Here is a 24,273-nt window from a genome sequence, read left to right on the forward strand (position 1 = left end):
CGGCTGCCGCGCCTTTTTTTCTTTTGACATGAAGATTGCGGACAATCTGACGACGCCGACGCATGTGTAAATCAGAGTGAGGCTTCAAAATTCCGAACGAATGATGGAAGCACATTCCCAGGCAATTCGTGGACAGCGACTATTCAGGATACGGTTCGCCGGCGTGTACCACGCGAATGTAGTGATCGGTGAACTGCGCATGGCCACCGGGTAAATCCACCTTGGGCATATGGCAGCTTGTGCATTTGTCTTTGGCTACGGGGCAGGACTTTGCATTGGGAGGCATCGATGCAACTTTGGCCCCAGCGTGGCAGGCGAGACATTTCGCGTCGTAGGAAACAGCGTCGTGGTTTACCGGCTGATGCGGATTATGGCAGGCCACACAGCTGATGCGCGGGTCATTGCCGATGAAGCATTTGCTGTTTTCGAGACGATAGGGTTGAAATCGCACGAAGGCGGGACCGTGCCATTTGTTGCGCATCACGGTGTCCCAGGTGCGATGACACTGTCCGCAGAAGTCGGAGATCTGTTCGGCATCGAGGTGTTTGAGAGATGGAGGGACCGTCTTAAAGTTCTCCTGCGCCGCGTCGGCCATGTGCTGCTGGGAACCGGCATGGCACCGCTCGCAATCCAGTCCAGGTATGACTTTCGCGGGGACGAGCTTTTCGCCGGGAGTGATTCCACTGCCGTGACAGTTGAAGCAAGTGCGTGTTTCCCAGAGGGGAAGTTGACGGCCCATTGCTTCGGTCAGATTGTGGGGAGTGATGATCTGGTCTCCGGGCGTAATCGCGAGGCCGTTGGCACGCGGAAAGTAGCTGACGAGACTCTCATAGAAGTGGCCGTTTTTTTCGAGCACCCAGGTTTGCGAGTGCTGCCCGAAGATCCATTTGATCGGGACGGTGAGCGTGCCGTTTCCATCGGAGACGGTGTAGGTGCTTTGGCCGTTCCTGGTCTGAACCGCGTACGTATAGCCACCGATCTTGGTGGCTAAATCTGGGTGTGCGTTCAAAGCCGGGTTCACGCCTTGAGGCTCCATGGCATGCCGCATGGGCGCAGTTGCGAAATCGGTTGCAACGCCGTTGTGACAGGTCGCGCAAGTGACGGGAGCACTCGATTGCTTGGCGCGCTGAGCGATGACAACATGCGGCGCAGCCAATGTACACAGCAACGCCATTGCAGCTGTAGAACAGGCGAACACCGTCTCCGGTCGTGCGCTATTTTGCCAGATCACGGCAGACCTTTCGCTCGTGCGCGGCTTCTTCGCGGTTTCCGCTCTGGGAGTAAATGGAGACGAGCCCGAGGTGGGCTTCGAGGTTATTGGGATCGCGTTGGATGACTTGATTCAGCAAGTCTCCGCCACGTTTGATATCGCCGGTCTCTGCGAGCGACCGGCCAAGGGCGAGCTGGGCCATTTCCATGTCGGGGGCATTGGCATAAGCGCGCTGCGCCGGGGCGAGAGCGTCAGAGAAGCGGCCCGCGATGACGAGCGTCAGAGCGAGCAGCGCATTGGCAGTTTCGTTCGTGGGATTGACGGCTAACTCGGTGTGGAACTGATCGATGGCGAGCGAGGGATCGTGCGGAAAGAGGAGGAATCCGTAGAAGTAGTGAAGATTTCGCGTAGAAGGGAATTGAGCGAAGAGCTTTGTGAAGAGATCGTCGGCCTGTTCATTGTCGCCAGAAAGGAAGACGTATCCAGCGTTGCCCGCGGCTTGATACATTTCCCTGCCTTGCGCGGCGATGTCGCTTGGAAATGAGGCGACGCGCATTCCGGCAAGGGCAATTCCGATTTTCAGATCCGGAACGTCGGCCACCTGGTGTTCGGCGAAGAAGTGGTATTGGTCGAGCGCTTCCTGGAAGCGGCCGGCGTGGGCAAGCAGGAGTGCCAGGTGGTAGCGAATGATCTGTTCGTTGCGCGGCTGATTCAGGGCTCCGTGAGCGACAGCCTGCTCGAGGTCGCGGAGCGAGTCATCGTAGGCGGCGGTTTCAAATTCGCAAAGACCGCGCAGCGCCATAGCAGGGACGGCCGTAGGCACGAGCTGGAGGAGATGGGTGAAGGCATCGATTGCGCCAGGGTACTGATTGGAGCTGTACTGCAGGATGCCGAGGTACCACCAGCCCTCCTGCCAGTCGGGCTTGATCTGCTCGGCCTGAGAGTAGAGCTGAATGGCGAGGGGCAGGTTCTGTTGGTCGCGGGCAGCGGCGGCGCGGGCGGCAATGTCGTCGAATTGCGCGGGCGACTGCAGGGCAGATGTGTCCTGCGCGACGGCAATCGCACGCGTGAAGGGAAGCGTGGGAATCAGGAAGAGGAACAAGAGGCCGCGGGCGGCCGCGCTGGGGAAGACGGAGATTGCCACGTTCTCCTGGGATGCCCTGCAAAGTCTGTGATGTAGGACGAATGGGGAGCAAAACCATCGCCAGCCGCGAGGAATTTCGCACCACGAGGGACATGGTAGCAGGTGATAACGCCGACAGGTTTGCCGAGGGGGATCACTAAAGTGGATGAGGATGGGTTGGGAATATGAGACTATGCATGCGGAAATGCGTGCAAATGCTTGACTAATAAGCCTAAAGCTTGGCGCTTTCATCTTGGGGATGTGCAAAGATGGAGCACCATTTAGGATCATAGGTGGCCCAAAGAGTGCTATCGGCATAGGTCGAAGGGTGTATTGGCTTTCCTGGGATCGGACCTAGGCTATTGATAGAGCAAGTGTTTGCCTTTCGGCTTTGAGTGGCGCTTTGCGGCGTCACCTGCATTGTTTGAAGCACGTGTTGCTGTTTGTAAGCCCGCTAATCGGCGGGCTTTCCTTTTTTTAGGGGGGCGCGTAGAGGTTGGGGAGTTCGGACGGAGACCGCAGGACGCGGATCACTGTCCGAGATGATTGCCGCAAATTATTTGCTTTCAGCGGCGTACGAGGAACTCGCGAAGCATTACCAGCCCATTTCGCGCATCCGTTCAAGAATAACCGCACTATATCGATTCATGCGATCGGGCCGTCGCTTCAGGGGGGCCGGCAGGATGGCAGCGAGGCGCGCGGCCTGTTCGCGGCCAACATTGCGGGGCGCGGTTCGGTCGTAAGTTCGGCACGCCGCATCCGCACCATATATCCCAGGACCCCATTCAATGACGTTGAGATAGAGTTCGAGAATGCGTTGCTTGCCCAGAATGAGTTCGGCAACTGGCACGAGTGTGAATTCCGCGCCCTTGCGGAAGATGGAGCGGCTCGTGCCGAGAAGCAGGTTCTTCACGAGTTGCTGCGTGATCGTAGACGCGCCGCGCATACGGCCGCCCTCCATATCGTCTTCGGCGTCGATCTGGATCTGGTGCCAATCGAACCCATGGTGCTGGTAGAAGCGCGCGTCCTCTGCAGCGACGACAGCGTGTTGGAGATTGGGCGAGATCTGATTGAGGGGAACAAACCTGTAGCGTTCGTGATAGGGCGTATGGTGAATCCAGGCCTGCAGGCGACGCTCGATGTGGACGGCCGTTGTGGGTGGGTCGATCCACCGGACCACGAGAAGCATGAGCACGGCAAACGACCAAACTAGAGCGAAACCGAGGCCAAGCACGAGAACAAGGGACCTGAGAAGGCCGCTCCGTGTCGGGGTTTTGTTTCGCAGGGCTGGTTGTGCGGGCACGAATCAGGATAATAGCCGAGGCCGTGTTGGCGCTCGTGCGGCGATGCTGGAAGCGGCCGCTTCGGCTGCGGCTCGAAACGTTTGAGATGCTAACCTGTTGATAGTTTGTTTGTGCGCAGTGGCCCCGTAGCTCAGATGGATAGAGCATCGGTTTCCTAAACCGCAGGTCGGCCGTTCGAATCGGCCCGGGGTCACCATTCTCTGCGATTCCCCTTAATTTGATGATGAGATGGGCGCGTCAAGGTCATCGGCGAGCAGGAGGGAATCTTTGGTTTTGCGAGGGTTGTATCTGACGGTCAGCTGTTTGCAGTTTGCATAGTTTTCAATCCATTTATCCGCACGACCTTTCAAGATGAACCTTTGGCGAAGAGTGCCGGGATAGTTCTGGCCGGCGACGACATAGGAGTATCGGATCTCGGCATAGTAGGCGGCTGATCCCGGTTGTGCTCCGCCGGATCTCAAGGTTACCGAGGTTGCAGCGACGGCTCCAGTTGCTGTCGGCCAGGAGCGGGCCTGCTTCATGCGCAACCGCTTTCGGAGCCACAGTGCAGCTACACCAGTCAAAAAGAGGATGGAAATCGTGAACCAGAACATGTTTTGCGCTTCCAATTCACCCCCCTCGGTCGCAGTCGCCTGACATTCTCTGTGTGAAAGATGGATCTACTGACTGTTTCAGCCGTCGGGTTGGCCTAGCTCCCGCTATGCGGTGTGAGCGTTCCAACGGTGCAGTGGGCATTGACGGGCACGAAGTTGTGAACGCCGTCGTTGTTGTCGGATCGAACGATACGGCGGCCCGCAATTTCGACTGAGCCCGATCCGGCGAGCGTTCCGTTGGGCTGAAGAGTCAGAACTAGGGGAGTCGCGCCGTTCTGTAGTTTGACGGCGAAGTCGTTTCCGGCGGGAGCCACCCAATAGGCCTCCGCGGTGTGAGCCTCTCCGCATTCCACGGTCGCGGAATCATCGCGAAATTCGATGGTCAGGCCGCCCGGCTGAGCGTAGGTGCCGGTGAGTCGGAGTCCGGGCGCGGTGTTTGCAGACTTGCTGGCCTGGGTGCCGAAAAGCTGCGTGAGCGCGCTGGAGATTTTTACGGTGGAGCCGGTCGGCGGCAAGGTCGTCACGTTACAGCGTTCGGTTTTGGGAGCAGTGGGCACGCTGTAATGATGAACGGGAACCGCGTTATAGGATGTCGAAGTGACAGGCGTATCGACGGAGTATTCCATCCCATTCTGGTGAACCGAGTCGGCGGAGTAGTTCGCCACGTCATTGGCGTCGATTTGTCGCTGCTGCGTGGTGGTTTGCGTCTGGGCTTCGTAACTTGTGTTCGTGGTGGCAACGGCGCCGCCGGCGACAACGCGGCCCGCGACATCGATTGTGCCGGGGCCGGCCAGTCGTCCGTCCGGCTTGAAGGAAAGAACGAGGGGCCGTGGCGAAATGGGAATAGAGATTGCGAGCTGGGTTCCGTTGCGCTCAATTGAGTACAGGTAAGGTTGCTCGATCAGGGTCCCGCAACCCACGCTGACGGATGACTGGTCGAATTGCACATTGAAAGTACCGGCTGCATATACGCCGCTCAAGCGGAGGCCAGGTTTCACTTCGGGCAGAATTCCGGCCAGGGGATTTCCGCCGTCGAGATCCACGAGCCCGACTTTCATTCCTTCACCGAGACACTCCATATCGCTTCGGCCGGACTCCATGCATTTGCGCATCGCCACGGAGCCGGCGTCCTTGGGCATCGGCTTCGCAGCGGCTTCAGCGGCTTCCATGTCAGACTTCAATCCCTTCATTGCATTTTGCCGCTCGACGGCAATTTTCGCGTTGTAAGTTGGATTGTTGCCGCCGACGATTTGAGCGAATTGCGATTGCAAAGTTGGAGACAGAAATGTCACCCACACTGAGATGCCTTCGAATCCGAATCGCGGATCGGTGCGATTAAAGTGATATGGATTCGAAGCGAGGTCGAGTTTCTGTCCGGGCAGTTCTTTCGCGCCTGCGGTAATGAGATTTGAGGTGGCCTTGCTGTAGGTATCGAGCAGTTTCTTTTCGTCGGGCAGAAGGCCTCCGCCGCGCTGTTGCGCGAGGGTTTGAATGACCTCGCTGAGTTGATAGAGCGCGCCGATTGAGCGCGGGACGGTTTCACTGGGGGAGCCGGCCATCATGCCCTGGATGACACGGTTGACATTGGGAAATTCGCTGAGATACGGAGGATTGAGTGTGGCGCCTGCCTGGCAGGATTTGAGCTGCTGCTCGGCCTCGCTGCGCAGCTTGGGAACCTGCATGAGGAATTTTCCGTTCTGCTCGACCTTGACGAAACAGTAGTCCTGGCCATTCTCCTTCTGACACTGGAAGAGCGTGAGCACGAGTCCGCCGGCGCACTGGTAGGGCGTGTTGATCTGCAACCCGGAGGATTGCTGCGCGCCCGCCGGGGAAGCGGGGGACGGTTTTCCGATGACCGTGCAAGTGCGAAATTGATTTTCGACCTGCGAGCGAGTGTTGTAGCGCTCGGAATCCTGGTTCCGCTGGTAAAAGCAGGCTTCGAACTTCGGCCCTTTTTCGCACTTGTGAATGACGTAGGTTGCTCCGTCCGGGCATTGATAGGGGACATTGAACTGCAGCACGCTTTGTTGCGACAACATGAGCTGGGGAAAGCCGAGGATCATCAGCAAAAACATCCTGCCGCCGAGAAACGAAAGAAGTCGCCTCATTTTGAGAAGTCTCCGAAGCCAGTTGAAGTCGTGTCCCAATTACTTTTGCTTGCGCAGCATAGGCATAAAGCTTCCCGGTGGCCCTGTCAACGAACCGTCGTCGTGAATGGTGAAGACCGTCGGGTCCGCGTCTCCCTTGCAATTCAAGTTGATCGTCTTGCCACTCGAACTATAGGTGCAGTCGGCCACCTGCCCGCCGAAGGTGAGGTTGGCGCTGCCTCCCGCCTTCAACTCGAGAATGACTGCGCCCATGGTGTCAGAGTACGTGCCCCTGACACCCGAAGAACAACCTGAAGAACAGCCTGATGCAGCGAATACGGTGCTCACTGCGGCGACGGCCAGGAACGAGATGGACGATCTGAACTTCATGGTGCAACCTCCTCTTTCGGTTTTTGAAATCGACGGTGGCGACGGCGCCTATTGGGGAGGCTGCAGTGTGTTCGCAGCCCTGGCAGCAAGAAATTGTTTTGCTGCAATGGCTGCCAGATAGAGGCTGACCAGGAGCGAGAGATACGCCCCGAAGCCAATCTTGATGGCGCTCATCATTTCATCCTGTGCCTGGCGCTGCATCTCGGCCAACGGGCCGTCGACAGAGCCGCCGGTCATGCTGTGAAGGCTGCTTCGCACCATGATTCCAACGAACATCATGAAGAGGAGAGGCAGGAGGCCTGCGAGGTGAGCGCGCGCGTCCTTCCAGAAGAAGCGAACAAACGGACCGAGCAGGGCGATGATGGCGAGGAATCCGTAGAGTCCGGCGCTTGGTCCGCCTTGGCCCTGCAACACCGCCTCCAGGGCATTATTGCTGTTCAGGAACCCAAGCATCTGCCAGAACGTAAAGCTGATCTTTCCAAACATTGCCTCAACCGATACCGCGCTGAGGAAGAACCAGCCCACAACTAATAGAGCGGTTGCGATAAGGAGCGGGAGTCCGAATCGGGCGATTGCCGAGGACACTACAGCTCCGCCTTTTTCGCGGGCGGTGTTCATCATGGCCTCAGCCTGCTCTTTGGCTATCTGCGATTCACTGACCGGTGTAACGGCAGCCACGCCGCCCTCTGTGGCGAACTCTACATCCACGGTCATGCCGGCGGCAGGAGGCGTTGCCGATCGCCATTGCGCACCCAATGAAAACGGGTATTGTTGCTGTTCGACCCAGACCAATCCTGGTCCGGTACTTGTATCACGCAGGATCTTTCCACGTTTCGTCACGATTCCCTCCTGGAGAAGTGTCGTCAGGCAGCGGGGCAAGGAATTGCCTTGCATGCCCGGAAGCCGATTCAATTCCGATATTTGTGTCGCCGGCCTTCTGGATGTGGCAGAATGTCTCAATCCAGAGCAGCCCTGATGGAACGCAAGCCTGCACTGGTCTCCCCTCTCGTGTCCTGACGGAATTCTCAAGAACTCTAAAGAGGAGTTAACCCCGTGAATCTCAAGGGCCCTGCGGTTGGACTGGAGGAGAGTACAGCGCGCCTTTGGCGATTTGCCGACTGCGAATTCGACGAGCTGCGCCGGGAATTGCGCGTGAAAAGCAAGCCGGTCGAACTCGAATCGAAGCCGCTCGATTTGCTTCTTCAGTTGCTTCTCCATTCGGGAGAGGTGGTAACGAAGGAGGAGTTACTGGATTCAGTCTGGCCATCGGTGATGGTTGTGGACGGATCGCTCGCGACTGCGGTTTCGAAGTTGCGCAAAGTCATGGGGGACGAGCAGGTCATCCTGACGGTGCCGCGGGTTGGCTACCGCCTGGCCGTGCCGGTGTACTGCAAGACGGTTGCGGCGATGTCTGGACCGGAATTGGGTTTCCGGGCGGGAGATCTTGTACCGCGGAGGGAACAGTGGCGGCTCGCACGCGCCTTGGAGCGCTCTGGATCGAGCGAAGTCTGGATCGGCGAGAACCCCAAGACGCGGGTGCAGCGCGTCTTTAAATTCGCCTCGGACGGGATTCGTCTGAGAGGACTGAAGCGAGAGATCACGATCTCGCGGTTTCTGCATGAGTCCCTGGGGGAACGGCCGGAGTTCATTCGCATTCTTGAATGGAATTTCGAGGCTTCCCCCTACTTCATCGAGAGCGAGTATGCCGGGCCCAATCTCGCTGAATGGGCCGAGGGGCAAGGTGGTTTGAGGGCGGTGCCGCTCGCTATGCGTTTGCAGATCCTCATCGACATCGCCAGGGCGGTTGCGGATGCGCATGGAATCGGGATCCTGCACAAGGACCTGAAACCGGCCAACATCCTGATTGTGCCGTCGATTTCGGGATCGTAAGCTGGCGGAAGCACGTGCGCGCACACCATGGGTTGTGCTCGCGGGTGTGGCGCTGATTGCGGGGTTGGCAGTGAGCCTGATTCTCTACCGGGGCGCAGCGCGCGAACGCGATCACGCCAACCGGCAGACTGCAATTGCGACGTCGATCAACCAGTTTCTGTCGGATGATTTGCTGGGACGGAGCAATCCATTCCTGAGCGGAAAAGCAACGGAATCGCTGACCGATGCGATCAAGCAGGCATCGCCTGGAATCGACCGCCAGTTCAAGGACGAGCCGATGGTAGCGGCGCGCCTGCATCAGACGATTGCGCGCGCACTGGATAATCGCACCGCGTATGCTGACGCTCGCCAGGAATACGAACACGCGGCAACCCTTTTTCGGCAGAGGCGATGGAGAGTTATCGCAGGATGCGATCATTGTGGAACTTCAGCGCGTCACGCTTGAAGCGCGCAGCTATGAAAAGGGTTCGCTTCCACTCGCAAAGTCGATACTTGCCGATCAACAAGCATTGCTCGCGAAAATTCCGCGTCCCCGTCCGGAGGCGACTGTCTGGCTCACTTCGGCGCAGGGGATGGTTGCACTGATCGACAACAATGCCAAAGCGGCCGCGGAAGATTTTCAACTTGCGGTGAAGGAGGCTGACGCGCTGCCCGTGTTTGATGAGGCGGCCCGCCTGACATTCAAGCAGCGTCTTGGATTCGCCTACATTCGTTTGGGCGATGGGGCGAAGGCGGAGCAGACGTTCCGCGAACTGATTCTCGAGTTTGCGCGCGTCACCGGACCGGAGAGTCCCAGTGTGCTGCGTGTGCGTTTGAATCTCGCGCAGGCCTACATGATCCAGAACAAAAATGCGGAAGCGGTGAAAGAGGCGAACGCGATCTACCCGGCCTTTGTGGCCGCACTCGGTCCCGACCACGAACTCACGATGCAGTTGCTCACCACCCGGGCTCAATCGGAGGGAAGCCTGGGAATGTGGAATGATGCAATTCGAGACGACATGTCGATCTACGATCTGGCAGTCAAGAAGCAAGGCCCGCTTTCATTCTTCGCGGTGGCCACCCTGTCGGATGCATCGCTCGCCATGTGCCGGTCTGGCAGATTTCCCGAGGGAGTTGCCGACGCTCGTAAAGCGTTCGAGGCTTCAAACAAGGCGTTTGGGCCTCGCGCGGGACTGACCGGAGGAGTGGCATCCACGCTCGCCGCATGCCTCATCGGAATAGATCAGTTGGACGAGGCGAGCAAGCTGCTCAGCCAGATTGATATTCCGGTCGTCGCTCAGTTGGCGGGCGACCCGGACTGGGGGGCGGGCGTAAAGCTGCTGCAGGCCCAGATCGCGTATCGTCACGGTGACTACAAGGGTGCAGAGTCGTACGTGCACGATGTGACTCCCGTCTTTACGCGACCGAATGCGGAGCAATACCAGCGACAATCGCTCGAGTCATTGGTATCTCAGCTTGACCGCGCTCCGAAGTAACGATCGATCTGAAGGAAAACAGACAGAGTCACCCCATCACTGCATCAGGATTGCCAGCCGCCGCCAAGCGCGCTGTAAAGCTGGACGAGGGCGAGGGCCTCACCTTGCTGAGCACTCACCAGAGTCAGTTGGGCAGCATAGAGATTTGAATCGGTGGTCAGAACTTCAAGGTAGCCGGTTGATCCGCCCTGGTACCGAATGCGAGCCAGGCGCGTAGCGTCTTTTGCGGCTTCAACGAGCTTTTCCTGCTGCTCGCGATAATCGCGCTGCTTGTTGAGAGCGATGAGTGCATTGGAGACATCGCGGAATGCGCCTGAAATCGCCTTTTGATAGCTGAGGACCATCTCCTCCTTGGTTTGTTGTGAAAGTTGTAGCTGGCCGCGCAGCTTTCCGCCCTCGAATAGCGGTTGCGTGAGGGTGCCGATGCCGTAGATGGTTTTCCCGGCCGGGTCAAAGATGCTGGAAAGACTGTCGCCCCCTACGCCCCCGGAGCCGCTGATGGATAAGTTGGGGAAAAACTGAGCGCGTGCAACGCCGATTTGAGCGTTGGCGGCGATGAGGGTTGCTTCGGCCTGTTGAATATCGGGGCGCCGCTCAAGCAGACGCGAAGGCAGACCGGTAGGAAGATCCTGCGGTGGTGGCGCCAGCGCAGTGGGATCGGTGTGGGCGATGGGGCCAGGGTTTTCACCCAGCAAAAACGCGATCGCATTTTCCTGCTGCTGAATCTGCTCTTCGAGTTGAGGCACCTCGGATGTCGCAGCGTAGAGGAGTTGTTCGGCCTGGCGTACGTCGGAGAGCGGGACCGAACCTCCACTCTCGAGAGTCTTGGTGAGAGCAACCGAGTCCTGTCGAACCTTGATGGTTTCGCGGGTGATCTCGAGTTGAGCGTCGAGCGCGCGAATCTGCAAATATGCCGTTGCCACTTGCTGTACGAGTGTCAACTGGACTGCGCGCTGGGCCCAAACCTGCGACAGCAACTGCGCACGGGCTGCCTCGGTCTGCCTGCGATAGAGACCCCAGAAATCTGGTGTCCACGCCGCTGAAACATTGATCGAACCGTTCACAAGAGGGCTTGGGATCTGCGTACCGAGGGAAGACGGCAACGTTGCCCCAATGGCCGTGCCTCCGACGGTAGCTGTTGGAAACTGCTGCGAACGCGTGATCCCGACCTGGGCCTGCTGTTCGAGGATTCGACGGGCAGCGATACGGACGTCGTAGTTGTTGGCGAGCGCTTTGCGAATCAATTCCTGAAGCTCAGGCTCGTGATAGACAGCGGCCCATTGTTCGTCGCCAAAAGATTCCTTGGCGTCGGTCGCGACCGCGGCATTATCCGCACCGCGATAGGCCGGTGGCGCTGTGACACTGGGGCGCACATACTTAGGTCCAACGTTGCACGCGGCCAGAAAGACGGTTGCAGCGGCGAGCAAGCCAATCTTCGATAACTTTGAGAATGTAATCATGCCTGGCCTCCTTCCGTGCCGGGCTCAGTACCGATCTGCGCAACGGCTTGGCCCGAAGATACGCCGGGGCCACACATCGAATCCATTGTGGTGCCCCGACCACCTCGGACGAAGCGATGCGAAAGGAACTCGACGACCGCGAACGTGACGGGGATGAAGATCAGGCCGAGGATTGTAGACAGCGTCATGCCTCCCACGACGACGGTACCGAGGATCCGCCGGGAAGCAGCACCTGATCCGCTTGCAACCCACAAGGGGAGACAGCCGACGATGAAGGCGAGGGCGGTCATGACGATGGGACGGAAGCGGAGGCGGGCGGCATCGAGCGCTGCATCACAAATACTCTCGCCGCGCTCGTAGTTCATTTTCGCGAACTCCACGATGAGGATGGCGTTCTTTGCGGAGAGTCCGATGAGCATGACAAGACCGATGGTCGCGAAGATGTCGTTCTCGAAGTGCCGCGCGTGCAACGCCAGATACGCACCGAGGATTGCAACAGGCGTGCTGAGTAGAACGCTGAAGGGTAACGTCCAGCTTTCATACAGCGCGGCGAGAATGAGAAACACGAATATCAGCGAGAGACCGAACACGGCCCACGATGGCACTCCCTGTTCCGCTTGCTGCTCCTGGAACGACATGCCGGAATAGTCGAAGCCCGCGCCGGGCGGCATGGTCTCTTTGAAGACTTCCTCCAGGGCCTTTCGTACCTGGCCTGAGCTGTATCCAGGCGCGCCAGTTATGTTGAGCTGCGCCGCGTTGAACTCGTTGAATCGGTAGATGAATTCTGGGCCGGTGATCTGCTTGACATTCACCAGCGAGCTGAGCGGGACCTGGCTGCCGTTGGCGCTTCGCACATAGAACTGATCGATGTTTGCGATGTTTGTGCGTGAAGTACCTTCAGCTTCGACGTATGTCTGCCACTGGCGGCCGAAACGATTGAAGTAGTTGACGAGGTACCCGCCCATGAAGGTCTGCATCGTGGTGTAGATGTTGGAGAGATCGACCTGCTGCTGCAGCGCCTTTTCCTTGTCGACATCCACGAAGAGCTGTGGCACCGCGGGCTGATAAGAGGGGATGGCCGCGGCGATCTCAGGCCGTTTTGAAATCGCGCCAAGGAATGCGAAGACATTCTTGGTGAGCGTAGTTGGATCGTCGGAGCCGGAACGATCTTCGAGGATCATGGTGACGCCACCGGATGTTCCGATGCCTGGAATGGATGGCGGCGGAAATGCGAATGCGATTCCATCGGGATTGCCAGCGAGTTGCTTTTGCAAATTCGCCTGAATGTACTCGAGCTGTTCCTGCTTGCTCTTGCGGACAGCCCAGGGCTTGAGATTGACGAAGAAGAATCCTGCGTTAGTGCTTTGGACCTGCGTGAGGAGCGAAAAGTTGGTGACGGCGATAACGCCCTCGATGCCGGGTGTCTTGAGCAATGCGTCCGTGATCTTTTGTTGTGCAGCATCGGTGCGCTGTGCCGAAGCTCCATCAGGGAGTTGCAACGCGAGAAACATATAACCCTGATCTTCAGTTGGAATAAACCCGCCGGGAAGGCTGCTGCCGAGATAGACAGCCGCAATGCCAACCAGCACGAGGGCGAGCATGGCGATTGCAGATTTGTGGATGAGGACGCGGGACGTACCGACGAAGGCGTCTGTATTGCGGCGGAAGAATCGATTGAAGAGCTCGAACCCTCTGCCGAGCAGGCCGGGCTTGCGTTGCGCGTCTCGTGGCTTTAAAAGCAGTGAAGCTAGTGCTGGCGACAGCGTAAGCGCGTTGAAGGCCGAGATCAGAACGGAGATCGCGATGGTTACGGCGAACTGCTGATACATGCGGCCGGTGATGCCAGGAATCGCGGCAGTTGGAATGAAGACAGCAGCGAGGATGAGGGCAATGGCGACCACGGGACCGCCCACCTCTTCCATCGCTTTCTCGGTCGCGGCCTTTGGATCCATGCCTTCGTCGATGTGGTGCTCAACGGCCTCAACCACGATGATGGCGTCGTCAACCACAAGGCCAATGGCGAGCACGAGACCGAAGAGGGAAAGAGTGTTGATGGAAAAGCCGAGCGCCGGAAAGATAATAAACGTGCCGATAAGCGAGACCGGAACCGCGAGTAGTGGGATGAGAGTGGCGCGCCATCCCTGGAGAAAGACAAAGACGACGATCACGACGAGGCCGAGCGCTTCAAGCAGCGTATACACAATTTCGCGAATGCCCGACGTGACAGCCTTTGTGGTGTCGAGCGGGACGCTGTAGGTGATGCTCGGCGGAAAAGTGGCGGAGAGTTCCTTGATGCGTTTGTTTACGGCAGCCGCGGTCTCTACTGCATTGGAGCCGGGCAACTGATAGATGGCCATGACGCCAGCGGGCGCCTGGTTGTAGCGGCCTGAGATTCCGTAGGCCTGATCGCCCAACTCGATTCGCGCTACATCTTTCAGGTGAAGGATGGAGCCATCTGGGTTGGCGCGGAGGATGATGTTCCCAAACTCCTCGGGCTTGACGAGGCGCCCCTGGGTGCGAACCGTGTAGGTGAATTCCTGTCCTTGCGGAATGGGCTCACCGCCGATCTGTCCGGCGGGATTGACGTTGTTCTGGGTTTGGATGGCGGAGATTACATCGGTTGCGGTAACGCCCAGCTTGGCGAGTTTGTCAGGCTGCACCCAAACGCGCAGCGCGTATTGGCCACCAAAGACCTGCACGCGGGAAACGCCCTTCACGCGCGCAATCTGATCCTGCAGGTTGATGATGGCGTAATTGGTAAGAAAGTCCTGGCTCAGCTTGCCGCCGGGAGAGCTGACGGCGATCAGCATGAGCGGGGAAGTGAGCGCCTTCTGCACGGTGAGGCCGGCGGTCGTCACCTGCGCGGGAAGTTGCGATTGCGCCTGGTCGACGCGGAGCTGCGCAAGCACCTGGTCGATATTTGGATCCGTCTTGACGTCGAAGTCCACGAACAACTGAACCACGCCATTGTTGGCACTGACGGAGTTCATGTAGATCATGTTGTCGACGCCGTTCATCTGCTGCTCAATGGGCGTGGACACAGCCTGGCTGACCGTTTTGGCGTCGGCGCCAGGGTAGGTAGCCGTGACCAGAATTTCTGGGGGAACGATGTTGGGATACTGCGAGATCGGCAGCGTGAGCATGGAAACAACGCCGATGACGACCGTGAGGATCGCGATGACAATCGCCACGATCGGGCGACGGATGAAGAATTTTGACATGAGTTACCTGCCCGACGGTTGCGGCGGCGCTGATGCGCCGGCTTGCGTCAGCGAAATCTGCGGATTGATCGGCGCGCCTTCGCGGAGTTTCTGAAGATTGTCAACCACGACGAGGGAGCCAGCGGGGAGGCCGCCTTCAATCACCCAGTTGTCGCCATATTGCGGACCAAGTTTTACGTTGTTCACGTGAACTTTGTTGTTCGCGGCCACGGTGTAAACCTGTTCCTGACCCTGAAATTCGGTCACTGCGATTTGCGGAATAAGGATCGCATCGTGCAGCGTTTCGGTTTCGGCTCTTACGCGGCCAAACTGGCCTGGGCGGAGGATGTTGCCGGGGTTCGGAAAAGAAGCCGCAATGCGAATCGCCCCTGTCTGTGAATTCAGCTGCCGGTCGACAAAAACAACGTGACCCTTTTGCTGATAGACATCGCCATTGGAGAGCGTCAGAGTGAGCGGGATCTTTGACGCTCCGTGAAGCAGGTCGCTGCCTCTGACGCCTGCACGCTTCGTCAACGCAAGATATTCGCTGTCGCTGATGGAGAAATAGACCTTGATGGGATCAAGTTGTGAAACCGAGGTGAGAATCGACTGGGTGCTGACGAGGTTGCCGACCTGGGTTGTCGCCTGGCCTGCTACTCCGGTAATCAGCGATCTCACTTTCGTGAATCCAAGATTGAGATTTGCGGTTGCCACCGCGGCTTCTGCCGTTTTCACGGCTGCCTGCGCCTGGGCCTGCTGCTGAACCTCGTTGTCAAGCTGGCTCCGGGCAATTGCTCGAGCATCTGCCAGGGGGGTGTCGCGCTTCACGTTGATCTGGGCGAGAGCGTACTGTGCCTGCGCCTGTCCGAGTTGCCCTTGTGCCTGCTCGAGTGCAGCTTGAAATGGGCGTGGGTCGATCTCGAAGAGCACCTGGCCCTCCTGGACCTGGGAGCCTTCGCGGTAATCCTGGCGAATCAAGTAGCCGTTGGCCTGCGGCTGAATCTGGGCATTCACGTAACCGTCGAGAGTGCCAACCCACTCGCCGGCTACCGGCACATCGGTCTGTTTCGCCTTCACAACCGTAACCTTCATGGCTTGCGGAGCACCGGTTGATGCGGCGTTGGCACCGTTGTCGCAACCTGAAAGCAAACTCGCGCCAATCGGGAGCATGCCCAGAAAACTTATTGCGATTGCAGTAGGTAACGAAAATGCGCCGATGCTGCGGCGTTGCCACACGGTCATGCCAAGACTCCGTTCACGTTTGAAATGTGCTCTCTGATGGGGTCGTGCGCGTCGCATCCAGTACGTATGCGTGTTCAACTTCGATGAAGCTATCGCGACGGCGGATTCACAAAGGTGGGCGGATTGGAACTTCGCATAGCTTGTCCCTGGCTGGCGGGTAATCGCCTCGGATATTTCCGAGATATATTTGCACCGGGATAGCAGCGTACTGCATCAGCGCAATTCGACCGAAGCATGCGAGCCATGCACGACAGCGTCCTTGTCTTCTTGCAGGGATCGTTGACGGTTCGAATTCGATAGCCGCGCAGTTCGATAGCAGGGTCTTCTTTGCAAGGCTTCAGTTTTGACTTCGTGCCCTGATCCATTTATAAAAGTTGATGTCATCGAAATTGTGTTCGTGACATCATCATCGGCTCTGACCGTGGGGCCGTGCAGTCAACAACCGCAATCGTCAGGATGCTCGGGAAGGCGGTGAGACTCCGCCACTGCCCCGCAACTGTGAGCGCCTCTGGTTCGACTGACGTCGAACGAGGAGACCAGCCAGAGTTCTTCGCCCAGATGGGCGAAGGCTCTCATGAGACCACTGGAGCATAGCTCCGGGAAGGTGGCTGGAGGCCGGCCAACGGCGAAGACTTGTCGTTGGAACCCGGCGTGGCGCGAGTCAGGAGACCGGTCCTGTGCGCTCAACCCGCTTGCGTTCCGAGGGGAACGGAGGAGCCATCATGTCATTTCTTACGCTACAGCGCTTGATTTCCGGTCGCCAATTTGCCCTGCGTGTCGGGGCACTGATTCTTTTTGCGTGTTTTGCAGTTGCGGCACATGCTGCGTCGATCCGCGGTGTGGTTTCCGACGCTTCCGGCGCCAGGGTGACCGGGGCCACGGTCGACCTCCTCGCAAACGGACAGGTCGTGGGGTCCGCGGTTTCAGGGGCTGATGGCAGTTTTCAGATCATGACCGGTCTGCGCGGCCGGTTCTTTCTGGTGGTTTCGGCCACGAAATTTCGCCAGCTTGAAACGCCAGGCTTCTACGCCGGCCAGCTTGACAGTATCGAACGCAATCTCGTGCTTGAGCCGGAGTGGGTGCACGAATCGATCGTGGTGACGGCCACGGGCACTCCGACGCCGCAGGCACAGACGGGCGCAGCAACAAGTGTGATCGGTCCGAACGAACTGGAGCTGAACGAGGACCTGGTGAGTGCGCTCAGGCTGATGCCGGGAACGTTTGTAGCGCAGGCGGGACAACGCGGCGCGCAGAGTTCGCTGTTTGTGCGCGGCGGAGACTCGGACGACAACCTTGTGCTGATCGATGGCGTGAATGCCGGTGATCTCGGTGGGCGATTTGATTTCGGTCCGCTGTCCACAACGGGCGTGGAGCGGAGCGAGGTCTATCGTGGGCCGAATTCAAGCCTGTACGGAGCAGATGCGGAGAGTGGTGTTGTAAGCATGACGACTCCGCATGGGACGACAAGTTTTCCTTCGCTCATCTTTCATGGGGACTGGGGAAATTTTGAGAGCTCGCGGGAACGACTGGAAGCGGCGGGGACCTACGGCAAGCTCGATTACCTGGGCGCCTACAGCTGGCTGCAAACGGCAAATGACCTGCCGCACGATGAATATCACCTGGGCACAGCGGCAGCGAATGTGGGATTTCAACCGACGGGCTCAACGCAGCTTCGCGGCACGCTCCACTACGGTGTAGATGGAACCGGCGTTCCGGGCACATGGGAATTTCACCATTTGGCGGACAACGCCACGGAGAAAGATCAGGATCTGTACATCAGCGGGTCGATCGATAACCAGACCACCGCAGACTTCCACAACATGGCTCGTTACGGCGCAACCCGCAAGCGCGAGCAGTACAACCTGTGGGAACAGACCGGTGCTGGCGTCTTCGATACGTTCGGCGACAGCTTTGGCGACCTGGTGACGATCACCGGCGCTAATGGATACGCGGTGACCGGGCGCGCGCTGATGGATTTCGCGGGAACATATCCGCAGGGATTCCAGCTTGTGTCGAACCGCGATGCTTTGGTGTATCAGGGAGACTACACGGTCACTCCACATCTGACTGCGCAAATTGGATTCGGTTATGAAGACGAACGCGGGTCGGAGCCGGGAAGCGCGTTCTACCCGCCGGTGGAGCGTCGCAACTACGACTATCGTGCGGCAGTGCACGGCGACTTCAAGAATCGACTGTTCTACACGCTGGGCGGAGACTTGGAGCACTATTCGCTGTTCGGCGTTCAGACCACGCCGCGGGCAGGTGTTTCGTTTTATGCATTCAGGCCGAAGAAGGGCGTGCTGAGCGGGACGCGCCTGATGTTCAACTACGGCGATGCCGTGCGGGAACCGTCGCTGACTGACCAGTTTTATTCGCTCTACAGCTTTCTTGCGCAGAATGGCGGGCAATCGACGATTCAGCAGTTGCACATTACGCCGATCGGCGCGCCGACCGCACGGACCTATGAAGGCGGAGTGGAGCAGGCGTTTTTCAGCGAGCGGCTGATCTTCAAGACGAGCTTCTTTCACAACGAGTTTGGCAAGCAGATCGAGTACGTGGGGCTGGACCTGATTCCCGCATTGCTGCCCAGCCTGTCGCCAGCGCAACAGAACCTGCTGGAGCAGCAGTTGCAGGCGGATGGAGCGTTTGAGCTTACGTTGAACTCAGAGGCGTTTCGTGCCATGGGTCTCGAGACGACGGTGGAGAGCGGGATAGGGCGGTCCATCTTTCTCCGCGGCGGATACACATACCTTGACGCGGTGATTCAGCATTCATACACAAACGACGACGTGAATCTGCTGGGACCGGTGCCGACTGCTAACGGCATTCCGGTTGGTTCGGATTCGCCATTGCAGGGCGCGCGGCCATTCCGGCGGCCTCCGCACACAGGGTTCTTTACGGCGAGCTACTCGCATAGCTGGCTGACCGTCTTGTTGAACTCCGCATTCGCGAGCCGTTCAGACGATTCTGATTTTCTGGGCGGCCTTGACATGAACGGCGGCAACAGCCTGCTGCTGCCTAATCGCAACCTCGACCATGGCTACGCGAAGCTTGATTTTGGAGGCAGCATTCGGCTGCGGGATTGGGTCGGCTTCTATGCGCTGGCAGAGAACCTGACCAACAATCAGCACATTGCGCCGATCGGCTACGTAAGCCTGCCGGCCAGCGTTCGGGTCGGGTTGAAGTTCCAGTGGGGCAAAGAAAAGCCGAATGTCACTCCGTCTGCCCGGCGGTAGAAAGAACGCGGAAAGCCCTGCCGCTGAAGCAAGGTGGGGCTGCGGCGGCAGGGAAGAGGGCCTCCACAGGCCTACGATTTGGCAGTTGATTGACCCAGCTTTTCCACAGAATGGGTCCGGAATCCTCGGTTGTCACCCGAAATTCTCTTTCAAAACACGCCCGCTTGTCACAAACTATTCCTAATCTGATCTTTCCCCTCATAGTTCTATTAGCAAGTCACAGTTCTCAACATCGGAGGCCCGTTGCGGCGTCGGTAGCGCCGCTTTCCCCTTAACAGACCAAACACAAACTTTGCGTGAGGACCAAATGAATCGACTTTCTTGGAGGAGTGTCGCTCAATTCGGTCTGGTGTGCCTGACCGTGCTGATCTGTTCACAGCATGGAATAAGCCAGCAGACACTTGGATCGTTGAACGGAACCATCGTCGACCCGTCGGGAGCGGCGGTGCCGGGGGCAACCGTGACGGTCACGAACCCGGCCATCAACTACTCGACGACAACCACGACCCAAGGCACCGGGTTCTTCCAGGTATTCAATCTGCCGATCGGCACGTATTCGGTCAAAGTAAGCCATGCCGGGTTTGAAACCACTCAGCTGAGAGGGGTGCCGGTTCAAGAGGCGCGTGCGACCACGGCGAATGCAACGCTGAAGGTCGGCCAGGTTTCGGAATCCGTGGAAGTGACGGCAACGCCGCTGCTGAATGCGACGGATGCAACGAACGGCTATACGCTGGATAGCGCGCAGATCGATCTGACTCCACTGGCAACAGGCAGCTTTACGCAGATTGCCGTTTTGTCGCCGGGCGTGAATGCGGAGTTGCTTTCGAATCTCGATTCGAATGCGGGCCTTGGCAACCAGCCGATCTGGGCGAATGGACAGCGTGACACATCGAACACCTTCCAGGTGAACGGCGTCGACTCGACCAACCTGTTTAACGGCAAGAGCTCTTCGGGTTCCAGCTCGCAACGTTACAACTTCAATATCGGCAGTGCGCCTACGGTGGGCGGATCATTTTCAGTAGGCACATCGGTTTACGGTTCGAACGGCAATAGCCTGCCTTCTCCTCCGCCGGAGTTCACGCAGGAATTGCGTGTGAACGCTTCAGGGTACGACGCGCAGCAGGGCGCCACGAGCGGTGCGCAGATTGACGTGAATACCGGGACCGGCACGAACGATTGGCATGGACAGTTTTACGGCGCTTACGCTAACAACCTGATGAATGCTTCGCCGTTCTTCTTCAACCAGGCCTATCAACTGACCCAGCAGGGAATCGGCGTCTTCCCGAAAACGCTGGTCAATCCGTGGCTCCGCCGCTGGACTGGAGGCATCACGGCGGGCGGTCCAATCATCAAGGACAAGCTCTTCTTCTTCGCTGCCTACCAGCGGAGCATCAATGAGGACCAGGGTACCGGTCTCTCCGAGATGACGGTTCCGAGCGGCCTGACGGACGATCGCAGCACGACGGGGCTTGAGAATGCCGATGCTTCCTGGGGAGGCACCGGAACTGTCGCGATCGATCCAGTTGCGGCCACACTGCTGAACACCAAACTGTCGAATGGCCAGTTCCTGATTCCTTCGGCTCAGTCCAGTTCACCCTTTGAATTTGGCGTGCCGAACGTCATTCTGGTTGGGACTGCGCGCTTGAAGTCAGATCTCGCGACGATTGCGCTCGACGACGACCTGACCAAGACGGATCGTATCTCGGCGAAGTACTTCTACCAGAACGCACCGGTGACCCGTCCCTTTGGATTCTCAGAAATAGCGGGCTTCCCCGTTACGCAACATAACGGTTCCCAGGTCTTTTCGCTTGGCAACACCATTCAGCTCAGTCCGAGATTGAATTGGGAACAGCGCCTCGGATTTGTTCGGATGGGCTCATTCAGCAACTACACGCAGGCATTTGCGGGCGGCAATCTCGGTGTCTCAGGAGCGCAAACAGATAATCTTGTGGCAAATCTTATGCCCGGACTGCAGGTGAATAACTTCGCCTTCAACGACCAGTACGCCCCGCCCATGTACGCCGGCCCGGCCGGAGTGCCCGGCGCCTTCGTGGATATGGGTTACTACCAGAACCGCCTGAATCCTTCCACAAACGTTATCTTCACGGCCGGCAAGCACACCATTGTCGCCGGTGGTGGATACAGCTACACCCAACTGAACATCACGAATAACCGCACCGGTCACGCACAGGTTGTCGTAAGCGGATTTGATAATTTTTTGCAGGGCACAGTGAAAAGCGCAACTGTCGTGCAGAGTATCGATCCCGTTACGAAGCGCAACAATGCGGATCGCTACTACCGTACCAACGAACTCAGCGGTTATGTGCAGGACAAGTGGCAGGCTATGACCAATCTCAGCATCACTGCCGGTGTCCGCTATGACTACCACGGCGGCATGACAGAAAAGTTCGGCAATATTTCCAATTTCGATCCGGCGCTGTACAACGTAACCGGCACTACGACAACAGGATTCACCGTTAACAATTCCGGATTCGTCATTGCCGGCAACAATAAGGAGAACCCCACAAAGGGCATTTCCGACTCAACGCTGAACGGACGGCAGTGGGGCATCTCGCCTCGCATTGGTTTCGCCTGGTCTCCCAAGGCCTTCAACAGCAAGGTTGTTATCAGTGGTGGCGGCGGTTTGTACTATGACCGCGGCGAACTATTCACCTATCTCTCGCAGCCGGCGGGTGGTTCCATCGGCGGCCCCTTCGGTGTGACAGAATCTTCTCCCCTGGTCAGTGTCGCTACCTCGAATTCGGATACTGGTCTAACGCTCGCCAACCCCATGGGAGACCTTGCCTTCAACACTCCGGCGCAGGGTGGCATCTACACGCCGCCGGGCTCAAACCCAAATGTTGTGGGTGCGGCCTTGCAGGCTCAGTTGAATGAGATGACCGGACAACCCACTTCGGGCCATTTCGCCCAATTTGGCAAGAACTGCAGCGGTGTGCAATCCCAGGAGGGATTCTTCCTCTGCACCTCACCGCTCAACTTCGGCATTTACGACAAGGGGAACGTGCTGCCGTACACAATCAACTACACACTGAACGTGCAGTGGCAGCCAACGAACTCCATCGCTGTTTCTCTTGGATATACAGGTAATCGCGGCCGTCATTCCGTGATCCCGATTCCGATCAATGAGCCGGGCATCGCTACAGCGACCAACCCGATCTGGGGCGAGAATTCAAGCTACGGTATGGAAGTCATGAACCAGAACGAAGACAATGGTCCCCCTGATTTTGACTATCTCCCGATCTCCGTTGAGCCCTGGAACACGTTTGACGCCGGAAACACGGACTTCAGGACGCCGTTTGTGGGCTATAGTCCCAATGCCGCGGACTTCAAGACCGTTGGCGTTTCGGCCTACGACGCCCTGGAGGCACACGTAGAGAAGAGGCTCTCGCACCACTTCCAGGTCGGCGGCAGCTATACGTGGAGCCACTCCCTCGACGAACAGAGCGATATCGGTCTGTTTTTCACAGGCGACAACCCGACGCGTTTGCGCGACTCCTGGGCATCGTCGGACTTTGACCGTACCCAGGTATTTACCGCCAATTTCCAGGTGGACGTTCCCAATGCCGTCAAGACGCACAACTTTGCATCCTACTTCACAAACGACTGGCACCTGACGGGAATCACTACTCTTCAGAGCGGCGAGCCGTATTCGCTCTATGAGTTCTATGGCGCGGTAGGAAGCATCAACTTCGGAAACTTCCCAACCCTGATGAACCCGGTGATGGGCATCAAGGACCCGAAGCATCCCAAGACTGCATTCACCGGCAACAAGGGGCCCTTCCGCGGACCGGGCGGCACCTATATTCCAACCCTTGACCCCTCGCAGATCGCGATCAACTACCTACAACCGGGTACGAATGGTATTCCAATCTCAACCGGGAATGATCCTTCGGACATCTACCAGACGGCCTTCAACGTGGGACAGCGCAATATCTTCCGGCAATCGCCCCAGAAGCGTCTTGATCTTTCTGTCCGCAAGGGGTTCAGGATCACGGAGAAAATCAGGGCTCAATATGAACTCAACGTCTTCAACCTCACCAATACGACCAGCCTCGATGTCCCGCAGAATCAGGCACAGTTTCGCCAGAATAACGGGTGCTCTGCCAGTGCGATTGCCGCTTTTGGCGGTGATAATAACTGCGGTGCATTCCGCGGGTTCCTTGGATTCGGTCAGGTTGTGACGTCGAACAATCCGGGGGATCAACAGACGGCATTGGCCAACCTGGATGAGGTGCCGTTCGCATCCGGCTCTGGGAAGTCGACGCGGCTTCCTTTAACTCTGAATAACGGCGACTCCTACTGCAACCCAAATCTTTACATTACGGGTACAACCGCCTGCCCGAACAATGCCGCCAACTGGGGTTCGGTTACCGGGACTATCGGGGGTGCCCGCGCCTTTACCATGGGTATCCACATCACCTATTAACCCGCAATTCAACGGGATCATGCGGATCGGGGGCCTTCGGGCTCCCGATTTGTTTTGGGCCCGAAGGAGGGCGGCCGAGGAAGCGGGCCGAACAGAGAGACCGGATTCACCCATTGTGCGAGAGGCTCGTAAACAACCGTCGGAGGGCAAATCCTGAAGGGTCCGATGAAAACCCTGCCAAAAGTTTTATCCAGTGCACTATTTTTGTTGCTCTCAGGTCCGAACCCGAATTAGAGTGGGTTTTTCCACAGGTCAACAAATTTCTGGGGTGTCCAATGGTTTGTCCCAAGTGCAAGTCCGGGGCCCTGTCCACGGTCCCTGCTGAAATCCGGCTCTATCGCAACGCTCCCCGTACGATGAGCCATCCGCCCATGTCCCCTCAGCCCGACGTTCAGATTTGCCTGGACTGCGGATTCTCGGAGTTCGTCGTTCCGGAGAAATGGCTCTCGGCCGGATGGCTTCAAGCTGCGCGGCCCAAGGCGACTCCGGTTAGTGTTCCGACGCCGATCAACGAAGTTCGCCGCCAGATCGCCTGAGGATTGGGGATGCTCGATGGCGGCTTCGGCTGCCAGGAGCGCCTATTGAACCGAGGATTCTGAAACAAAGAGGCCCCCAG

16 protein-coding genes, 1 tRNA gene and 1 riboswitch are annotated in these 24,273 nt (G+C 57.9%); of the genes, 7 read left to right on the top strand and 10 right to left on the bottom strand.

Annotated elements, in window-relative coordinates:
• Positions 1 to 139: 139 nt before the first annotated feature.
• The 3 genes from VK574_RS07355 to mtgA form a co-directional block, all read right to left on the bottom strand.
• Positions 140 to 1,231 (bottom strand): multiheme c-type cytochrome, encoded by a 1,092-nt coding sequence (locus VK574_RS07355; protein ID WP_472799184.1) that lies wholly within the window; start codon positions 1,229 to 1,231, stop codon positions 140 to 142.
• The gene (locus VK574_RS07360; protein ID WP_472799185.1) at positions 1,215 to 2,354 is read right to left on the bottom strand and encodes a tetratricopeptide repeat protein; all 1,140 of its coding nucleotides are present in this window, start codon (positions 2,352 to 2,354) and stop codon (positions 1,215 to 1,217) included. The genes VK574_RS07355 and VK574_RS07360 overlap by 17 nt, the downstream gene beginning before the upstream one ends.
• Positions 2,355 to 2,928: 574 nt before the next feature.
• The gene (mtgA, locus tag VK574_RS07365; protein WP_472799186.1) at positions 2,929 to 3,636 is read right to left on the bottom strand and encodes a monofunctional biosynthetic peptidoglycan transglycosylase; all 708 of its coding nucleotides are present in this window, start codon (positions 3,634 to 3,636) and stop codon (positions 2,929 to 2,931) included.
• A gap of 120 nt (positions 3,637 to 3,756) precedes the next feature.
• On the opposite strand from mtgA, the gene VK574_RS07370 reads away from it, so the two are divergent.
• A tRNA-Arg gene (locus tag VK574_RS07370) sits at positions 3,757 to 3,833 on the top strand.
• Positions 3,834 to 3,849: 16 nt separating this feature from the next.
• Here the strand turns inward: VK574_RS07370 and VK574_RS07375 are convergent.
• From VK574_RS07375 to VK574_RS07390, 4 genes are all read right to left on the bottom strand, one after another.
• Positions 3,850 to 4,230, bottom strand: coding sequence for a DUF3592 domain-containing protein (locus VK574_RS07375; RefSeq protein WP_472799187.1), 381 nt, complete (start codon positions 4,228 to 4,230; stop codon positions 3,850 to 3,852).
• 95 nt (positions 4,231 to 4,325) lie between these two features.
• The gene (locus tag VK574_RS07380; RefSeq protein ID WP_472799188.1) at positions 4,326 to 6,338 is read right to left on the bottom strand and encodes a hypothetical protein; all 2,013 of its coding nucleotides are present in this window, start codon (positions 6,336 to 6,338) and stop codon (positions 4,326 to 4,328) included.
• A gap of 39 nt (positions 6,339 to 6,377) precedes the next feature.
• Positions 6,378 to 6,707, bottom strand: a complete 330-nt coding sequence (locus VK574_RS07385; protein ID WP_472799189.1) for a hypothetical protein — start codon at positions 6,705 to 6,707, stop codon at positions 6,378 to 6,380.
• Positions 6,708 to 6,755: 48 nt separating this feature from the next.
• Positions 6,756 to 7,547, bottom strand: coding sequence for a hypothetical protein (locus VK574_RS07390; protein WP_472799190.1), 792 nt, complete (start codon positions 7,545 to 7,547; stop codon positions 6,756 to 6,758).
• Positions 7,548 to 7,760: 213 nt separating this feature from the next.
• Here VK574_RS07390 and VK574_RS07395 point away from each other — a divergent pair, with 213 nt between their 5' ends.
• Genes VK574_RS07395 through VK574_RS07405 form a run of 3 tightly spaced genes read left to right on the top strand, consistent with a single transcriptional unit; the run spans position 7,761 to position 10,072 of the window.
• Entirely contained in the window at positions 7,761 to 8,597 is an 837-nt protein-coding gene (locus tag VK574_RS07395) for a winged helix-turn-helix domain-containing protein (RefSeq protein WP_472799191.1), read from the top strand.
• The gene (locus tag VK574_RS07400; RefSeq protein ID WP_472799192.1) at positions 8,572 to 9,042 is read left to right on the top strand and encodes a hypothetical protein; all 471 of its coding nucleotides are present in this window, start codon (positions 8,572 to 8,574) and stop codon (positions 9,040 to 9,042) included. Before VK574_RS07395 ends, VK574_RS07400 begins: the two co-directional genes overlap by 26 nt.
• On the top strand, positions 9,017 to 10,072 hold the full coding sequence (locus VK574_RS07405) for a hypothetical protein (RefSeq protein ID WP_472799193.1): 1,056 nt from the start codon (positions 9,017 to 9,019) through the stop codon (positions 10,070 to 10,072). Before VK574_RS07400 ends, VK574_RS07405 begins: the two co-directional genes overlap by 26 nt.
• 44 nt (positions 10,073 to 10,116) lie before the next feature.
• Here VK574_RS07405 and VK574_RS07410 read toward each other — a convergent pair whose 3' ends face one another.
• Genes VK574_RS07410 through VK574_RS07420 form a run of 3 tightly spaced genes read right to left on the bottom strand, consistent with a single transcriptional unit; the run spans position 10,117 to position 15,974 of the window.
• Positions 10,117 to 11,532: an efflux transporter outer membrane subunit gene (locus VK574_RS07410; protein WP_472799194.1), complete on the bottom strand. Its 1,416-nt coding sequence runs from the start codon at positions 11,530 to 11,532 to the stop codon at positions 10,117 to 10,119.
• Positions 11,529 to 14,753 (bottom strand): efflux RND transporter permease subunit, encoded by a 3,225-nt coding sequence (locus VK574_RS07415; protein WP_472799195.1) that lies wholly within the window; start codon positions 14,751 to 14,753, stop codon positions 11,529 to 11,531. Before VK574_RS07415 ends, VK574_RS07410 begins: the two co-directional genes overlap by 4 nt.
• Positions 14,754 to 14,756: 3 nt before the next feature.
• A complete protein-coding gene (locus VK574_RS07420; RefSeq protein WP_472799196.1) occupies positions 14,757 to 15,974 on the bottom strand; it encodes an efflux RND transporter periplasmic adaptor subunit in 1,218 nt (405 codons plus the stop codon).
• Between the two features lie 437 nt (positions 15,975 to 16,411).
• Positions 16,412 to 16,666, top strand: a riboswitch (cobalamin riboswitch).
• Positions 16,667 to 16,696: 30 nt separating this feature from the next.
• On the opposite strand from VK574_RS07420, the gene VK574_RS07425 reads away from it, so the two are divergent.
• From VK574_RS07425 to VK574_RS07435, 3 genes are all read left to right on the top strand, one after another.
• Positions 16,697 to 19,210, top strand: a complete 2,514-nt coding sequence (locus VK574_RS07425) for a TonB-dependent receptor (protein WP_472799197.1) — start codon at positions 16,697 to 16,699, stop codon at positions 19,208 to 19,210.
• 307 nt (positions 19,211 to 19,517) lie between these two features.
• Positions 19,518 to 23,657, top strand: coding sequence for a carboxypeptidase-like regulatory domain-containing protein (locus tag VK574_RS07430; RefSeq protein WP_472799198.1), 4,140 nt, complete (start codon positions 19,518 to 19,520; stop codon positions 23,655 to 23,657).
• 371 nt (positions 23,658 to 24,028) lie between these two features.
• Entirely contained in the window at positions 24,029 to 24,193 is a 165-nt protein-coding gene (locus VK574_RS07435; protein ID WP_472799199.1) for a hypothetical protein, read from the top strand.
• The last annotated feature ends 80 nt before the right edge of the window (positions 24,194 to 24,273 follow it).

The organism is Occallatibacter sp., assembly GCF_035317045.1.
Lineage (GTDB): Bacteria > Acidobacteriota > Terriglobia > Terriglobales > Acidobacteriaceae > Telmatobacter.